4 protein-coding genes are annotated in these 6,374 nt (G+C 65.9%); 2 read left to right on the top strand and 2 right to left on the bottom strand.

What is annotated here, in order from left to right; genetic code table 11:
- Window positions 1–213 precede the first annotated feature (213 nt).
- Together U9980_RS09550 and secA are read left to right on the top strand one after the other, a co-directional pair.
- Window positions 214–924 carry a response regulator transcription factor gene (locus U9980_RS09550; RefSeq protein ID WP_322750222.1) on the top strand — a complete coding sequence of 237 codons (711 nt, stop codon included), beginning with the start codon at window positions 214–216 and terminating at the stop codon, window positions 922–924.
- Between the two features lie 444 nt (window positions 925–1,368).
- Window positions 1,369–4,338 carry a preprotein translocase subunit SecA gene (gene secA / locus U9980_RS09545; RefSeq protein WP_322767596.1) on the top strand — a complete coding sequence of 990 codons (2,970 nt, stop codon included), beginning with the start codon at window positions 1,369–1,371 and terminating at the stop codon, window positions 4,336–4,338.
- Between the two features lie 35 nt (window positions 4,339–4,373).
- On the opposite strand, the gene U9980_RS09540 is transcribed toward secA, so the two are convergent.
- Window positions 4,374–4,982, bottom strand: coding sequence for an Rv3235 family protein (locus U9980_RS09540; protein ID WP_322767595.1), 609 nt, complete (start codon window positions 4,980–4,982; stop codon window positions 4,374–4,376).
- A 34-nt stretch (window positions 4,983–5,016) separates the two neighbouring features.
- Entirely contained in the window at window positions 5,017–6,171 is a 1,155-nt protein-coding gene (locus tag U9980_RS09535) for a LysM peptidoglycan-binding domain-containing protein (RefSeq protein WP_322767594.1), read from the bottom strand.
- Between the last annotated feature and the right edge of the window lie 203 nt (window positions 6,172–6,374).

The following is a 6,374-nucleotide window of genomic DNA, read 5'->3' as shown; positions in this document are numbered from 1 at the left end:
GAGCCGGATGCGGGCACCGCAGGACGAGATCGCCGGACCAGCCGGGGCGAGAGGTATGACGAACCTCGTGGCGCGGTTGCAACGGTGTAAACGTATGCAGGTCTAGTCGACGTGGGACCATCTGCCGTGGACGTCTTCAGTCACGTCCCGGCCACCCCGTGCACCGGCACGGGGTGGCCGAGGCGCAGGCCGTCGCGACGCGAAGGAGGTCACATGACGGGGGATGGGCGCCAACTCGGGGAGGATGGGTCGCCGTCACCGACGGATCCCATACGGGTGCTCGTCGTAGACGACCATGCGCTGTTCCGGCGCGGTCTGCAAATGGTCCTCGAACAGGAGGCCAACATCGAGGTGGTCGGCGAAGCCGCGGATGGTGCGGAAGCCGTCACGATGGCGGTCGACATGGCACCGGACATCGTCCTCATGGATGTCCGGATGCCGCGGCGCGGTGGGATCGACGCGACCAGCGCAATCAAGCAGGCCGTACCCAGTGCGAAGATCGTGATGTTGACCATCAGCGACGAGGAGGCAGACCTCTACGACGCGATCAAGGCGGGCGCGATGGGGTACCTGCTCAAGGAGATCTCGATCGACGAGGTTGCCACCGCGATCCGCGCCGTGCACGGTGGCCAGAGCCTGATCAGTCCTTCGATGGCGTCGAAACTCCTCACCGAGTTTGCATCGATGATCAAAAAGGCGGACGACCGGCCGCAGCTGCCGACACCCCGCCTCACCGATCGCGAGATGGAGGTCCTGCGGCTCGTCGCCAAGGGGCTCAACAACCGTGATATAGCCAAGCAGCTCTTCATCAGCGAAAACACGGTTAAGAACCACATCCGCAACATCCTCGAGAAGCTTCAGCTGCACTCACGCATGGAGGCGGTGGTCTACGCGGTTCGGGAGAAGCTTCTGGAGATCACCTGAGATCACGGCGGACGCCGTGCGACAGCTCTGGTGATCCCCGGATGGGCCCCGTCCCAGTTGGACGTCGTCCGGGCGGGTTCGGCCGATCCCGTGCCGAACCCGGACTTCGCCGACTTCGGGCACCGATGCCGGGCCTCGGGCGTTGTTCTGGTCGGAGTGTGGCGCATGGTGTCGGTCGCTCTTACGGCGGAGCCCCGGCTTCCCGTCACCCGAAGCGAGTCATGATCGTGTCACTTCTGGTCGGCCGGGTAGCCTGTGGAACCGCCGACCCGTGGGATGGCCGGATCGATCAGCACGGAGGGACTGGGGCGTGTCTGATGGATCTTCGATCGTGCGGATCGATGCCCAGTCAGATACGCCCTAGCCTTGGCAACATCCACGAGACACGGCCTAGTCTCGTTGTGTAGGTGACCCCGCCGACCAACCGCCCGAGGAGTTTCGCCCGTGGTACTCGAGAAGATCCTCCGTGCCGGCGAGGGTCGCATTCTGCGCAAGCTCAAGGCGATCACAGATCAGGTGAACCTCCTCGAGGACGACTTCGTCGGGCTCACGGACACCGAGCTTCGCTCGATGACCGACGAGTTCCGCCATCGGCTCGATGCGGGCGAAACCCTCGACGACATCCTCCCCGAGGCGTTTGCGGCGGTGCGTGAAGCGGCCCGACGGACCCTGGGGCAGCGGCACTTCGACGTCCAGATCATGGGCGGTGCGGCGCTGCACCTGGGAAACATCGCCGAGATGAAGACGGGTGAGGGCAAGACCCTCGTGTCCACGTTGCCCGCCTATCTCAACGCGCTGTCCCGCAAGGGCGTACACATTATCACGGTCAACGATTACCTGGCCCAGCGGGACGCGGAGAACATGGGCCGGGTACACCGCTTTCTCGGCTTGACGGTCGGCGTCATTCATCCGCAGATGCAGCCGGCCGTCCGTCGCCAGCAGTACGAGGGCGACATCACCTACGGCACCAACAACGAGTTCGGCTTCGACTATCTGCGGGACAACATGTCCTGGAGCGGCGAGGAACTCGTCCAGCGCGGGCACAACTTCGCCGTCGTCGACGAGGTCGACTCGATTCTGATCGACGAGGCCCGAACCCCGCTGATCATCAGCGGTCCGGCGGACAACCCAACCCGTTGGTACACCGAGTTCGCCCGTATCGCTCCGATGCTGGTGAAGGACACGGACTACGAGGTCGAAGAAGGCAAGCGGACGGTCGCCATCACGGAGTCCGGGGTGGCGAAGGTCGAGGACCAGCTTGGTATCGACAACCTCTACGAATCCGTGAACACACCGCTCGTCGGCTACCTCAACAATTCACTGAAGGCGAAGGAACTCTACCGCCGGGACAAGGACTACATCGTCACGGACGGCGAGGTCCTCATCGTCGACGAGTTCACCGGCCGTGTCCTGCACGGGCGTCGTTACAGCGAGGGAATGCACCAGGCGATCGAGGCCAAGGAGAAGGTCGAGATCAAGCAGGAGAACCAGACCCTGGCCACGATCACCTTGCAGAACTACTTCCGGCTGTACGACAAGCTGTCCGGTATGACCGGAACCGCGATGACCGAAGCAGCCGAGTTCCACCAGATCTACACACTCGGCGTCGTGCCGATTCCGACGAACAAGGCGATGGTCCGGGCGGACCAACCCGATGTCGTGTACAAGACCGAGGTCGCCAAGTTCGATGCGGTCGTCGATGACATCGCCGAGCGTAATACGAAGGGGCAGCCGGTTCTTGTCGGCACGACCAGCGTGGCGAAGTCGGAGTACCTGTCCAAGCAGCTGACCAAACGCGGCGTGAAACATGAAGTGCTCAACGCCAAGCACCACGAGCGGGAAGCATTGATCATCGCTGAGGCCGGATGCAGGGGCGCGGTGACCGTTGCCACCAACATGGCCGGCCGCGGCACCGACATCATGCTTGGTGGCAACCCGGAGTTTCTTGCCCAGGCGGAGCTGCGGGAGCGTGGACTCAGCCCGATCGAGTCCCCCGAGGACTACGAGGCGGCGTGGCCGGAGGCCCTGGAAAAGGCGCGGGCGTCGGTCGGTGCTGAACATGACGAGGTCGTGGAGCTAGGCGGGCTCTACGTCCTCGGCACCGAGCGTCATGAGTCCCGCCGGATCGACAACCAGCTGCGTGGACGAGCCGGCCGGCAGGGCGACCGCGGTGAGTCCCGGTTCTATCTGTCGCTGGGCGACGATCTCATGCGGCTGTTCAACGCCGCCGCTGTCGAAGGCATCATGGACAGACTCAACATTCCCGAAGACGTGCCGATCGAGTCGAAAATCGTCACCCGCGCGATCCGGTCTGCGCAGACGCAGGTCGAAGGTCAGAACTTTGAGATCCGAAAGAATGTCCTGAAGTACGACGAGGTGATGAACAAGCAGCGCACCGTCATCTATGAGGAGCGTCGCAAGGTTCTCGAAGGCGCGGACCTGCACGAGCAGATCCGTCATTTCGTCGACGACACGGTGGACGGCTATGTCCGGGGCGCGACAGCGGATGGCTATCCCGAGGAGTGGGACCTCGACACTCTCTGGTCCGGTCTTGGTGAGCTGTACCGGGTGGGTGTGGAAATTCCGGCCCCTGACGAACGCGACGGACTGACGACCGAAACGCTGGTCGAGGATCTGCAGGCCGATGCCCACGATGCCTACGATCGGCGCGAGGAAGAGCTGGGTTCCGGTCCGGACGGCGAACCGCTCATGCGTGAACTGGAGCGCCGGGTCGTCCTGGCGGTGCTCGACCGAAAGTGGCGCGAGCACCTTTACGAAATGGACTACCTGCAGGAGGGTATCGGCCTGCGGGCAATGGGGCAGCGTGATCCGTTGGTCGAGTACCAGCGGGAAGGCTACGATATGTTCCAGACGATGATGGAGGGCATCAAGGAGGAATCGGTCAGGCTGCTGTTCAACGCCGAGGTCCAGATTCCCTCCACAGACGGCACGGCTGCCCAGAGCGTGAGTCCGCCGGACGGCACAGCGATCGTCCCGGCCGATGGCGAGACGCAGGCAGCGGACGGCGCCGCGCTGGTCGCGGCGGTACGGGCCGCCACGGCGGGTGCCGCCACCGACGGCACCGTCCCGGTTGCCCCGCCGGCGCAGGGCACGCCGCAGACCTCTGGCCGCCCGCCGGTGCCGACTCCGCCGCCGGTATTCGTCAAGGGTCTGGAACCACGTCGACCTGCGGATAATCTCCGCTACACCGCGCCGTCGGTGGACGGCGGATCCACCGCGGTCACCACCGAGGTCACCACCGGGACATCCCCTGGTGGGCTCGCTGGAGCAGTAGGCGCCCCGACGGCCACCGCAGGCAGTAGCCGCCCTGCTCGCAACGCACCGTGCCCATGTGGATCCGGGCGCAAGTACAAGCGGTGCCATGGCGACCCGGCGAACCGCAGCACAGCCTGATCTACGCCCCTATTGCCGGTCGCTCTTATTGTGATCTAGCGGGTTTGTAGCGCCGTGACCTGCCAGCGCCCTCTGCTCGTTTCCATTCGCAAGGCGAGGGCCGATACGCGCTCGCCTCGGGCGATCACCGCGGCAACCTCGGCTATCCCTTCCCGAGGCTCGCATATCCGCACGCAGCGCAAGGTGTAGCGCTGTTTGCGGACGTTGTTCGCGGCCAGCTGTTCGAGGTCTGCCTGGACCTGCGCAGACGTCCACGTGGCAAGGTGCGCGACGGGCCGGATGCCGGTCATGGCCTCCACGATGGCGCGCACGACAACGGTCGCGACGGCACGCGCCGTCGGGGTGGAGCGGTTGGGCGCCTCGACAGGTCCGGACCTGTCTGTGGGCCGCCTTGGCCCGTTGGCGGACCCGTTGGCGGACCCGTTGCCGGACCCGTTGCCGGACCCGTGCTGTGTTGGATCATCCATGCGGGTGCCGGGCAGAGCGAGGACGACGGGAGCCGCCGCGCAGTGGGCGGGCGGCGATGCGACCAAGGCCACCGCTTGTGGGTCGTCATCATACGGAGGGTCGGTGGGCGTGATCGGTATCTGGTAGAAGCGACGTGCGCGGGTGGAGCTTGCACGTGCGGGTGCCACAACGGTCACAGCGCTGTTCTCCAGGTCGGCGGGGCGGGCGGGGTCAAGGCCCGGGGCGGGGCGGCTGGAGCCGCTGACCGGGCAGGATCTTGTCGGGGTCAGGGCCGATCACATGCTCGTTGGCGGCCCACCACCGTGGCCATTCCCGCGCGATCTGCGCGGTGGTCGTGTCTGGCCCGAGAGAACGGGCGGCGATTGCCCAGAGAGTGTCGCCGCGGAGCACGACGACCTCGGCGCTGGCCAGGACGCTGGTACCGGATGGTGGGGATGGCGGCTGTCCGGGGGTACCGATTCCGAGCGGCCCAGGCGCTACCAGGGGATCGCGTGACGGGGCGGCGTGCGGGTCGAGGTCGAGGTCGGGCCAGGGCGTCTGGGCATTGGCCGATATGCCGGGGTCAGGGGCGGAATCGGCGGGTCGGCCAGGGGAGCTGGCTGCCTGTGTGGGTAACGTCGTTGGCGCCGCTTGCGTGGGAGCGAGCCCGGCGGGCCGGACGTTCAGTGGGACGGCGGCGTCTGTATGCGGGGACACACCCGGTGCACCCGATGGTGTCGCGGTTGCGTGCGGGGTGGCGGGTAGGTCCGGGCTGTCGTGCGGGTCCGGGCTGTCGTGCGGTTCAAGGTCCGGCCAGCGAAAATCGGTCGGTGTCGGCGTGGTCACAGCCGTATGCCGGCTACTAGGACCTGGGCTGGCCGGGGCGAGCTGAGGGGCTGGGGCGGCGTCCGCAGGCGCAAGCGTCGTCGGTGTCCCTCGGATGTCGATGTCAGGCCAGCTGGCCGAGGAGGAGGCCACGCCCGTGGTGGTTGCTGCTCCGCTGGTTGCCGTCGGACTCACCGCCAACGCCGGTACGGCGGTTCCGGCGGCGATGGTGACGCCGAGCGCGATCTCAAGAATATGTCGCATGGCGCTTGGGAGAACACGCCGAGCGACGGCTGCGGCCGCTCGTCCGCCGGCACCGGGCAGCATCGCCAGCACGCCGAGGACGAATCCCGCGCACAGCCACAGCAGGCATGCCCAGGCGGCGAGGCCGACGACGGTCGTGAGCGCATGCTCAGGATCTGCGCTGACCCAGTCGGGTACGGCGCTGATGGCATCCGGAAGGTCCGCCCGCCGCGGACCTTCTCTGATCATTAATACTGTCAGTACCGCAGCGGCGGCCGATCCCCCGATGAAGACGGACAGGCGCCGGCCAGCTGACATCGGCGACCTCCAGACTGGCCGGTGGATGATGATGAAACATGTTGTTTGGCTGTGTTTGCTTGTGTAGCCCTCTGTCGAAATGCTGTCAAGCGGGTTTGTGTTGTTTGCTCGCTGTTGCTCATGGAGTGTCGGCTGCGACCCTGGATGCGGTGGATCGTCCGGCAGGTCGGATGATGTGTTGCCGGGCGCTCAAAGTCGATCGG

This window comes from Protofrankia sp. Cr1, assembly GCF_963555865.1.
Taxonomy (GTDB): domain Bacteria; phylum Actinomycetota; class Actinomycetes; order Frankiales; family Frankiaceae; genus Protofrankia.
Note: the sequence above shows the minus strand (reverse complement) of the source record. Positions and strands in the feature narration are given on the sequence as shown.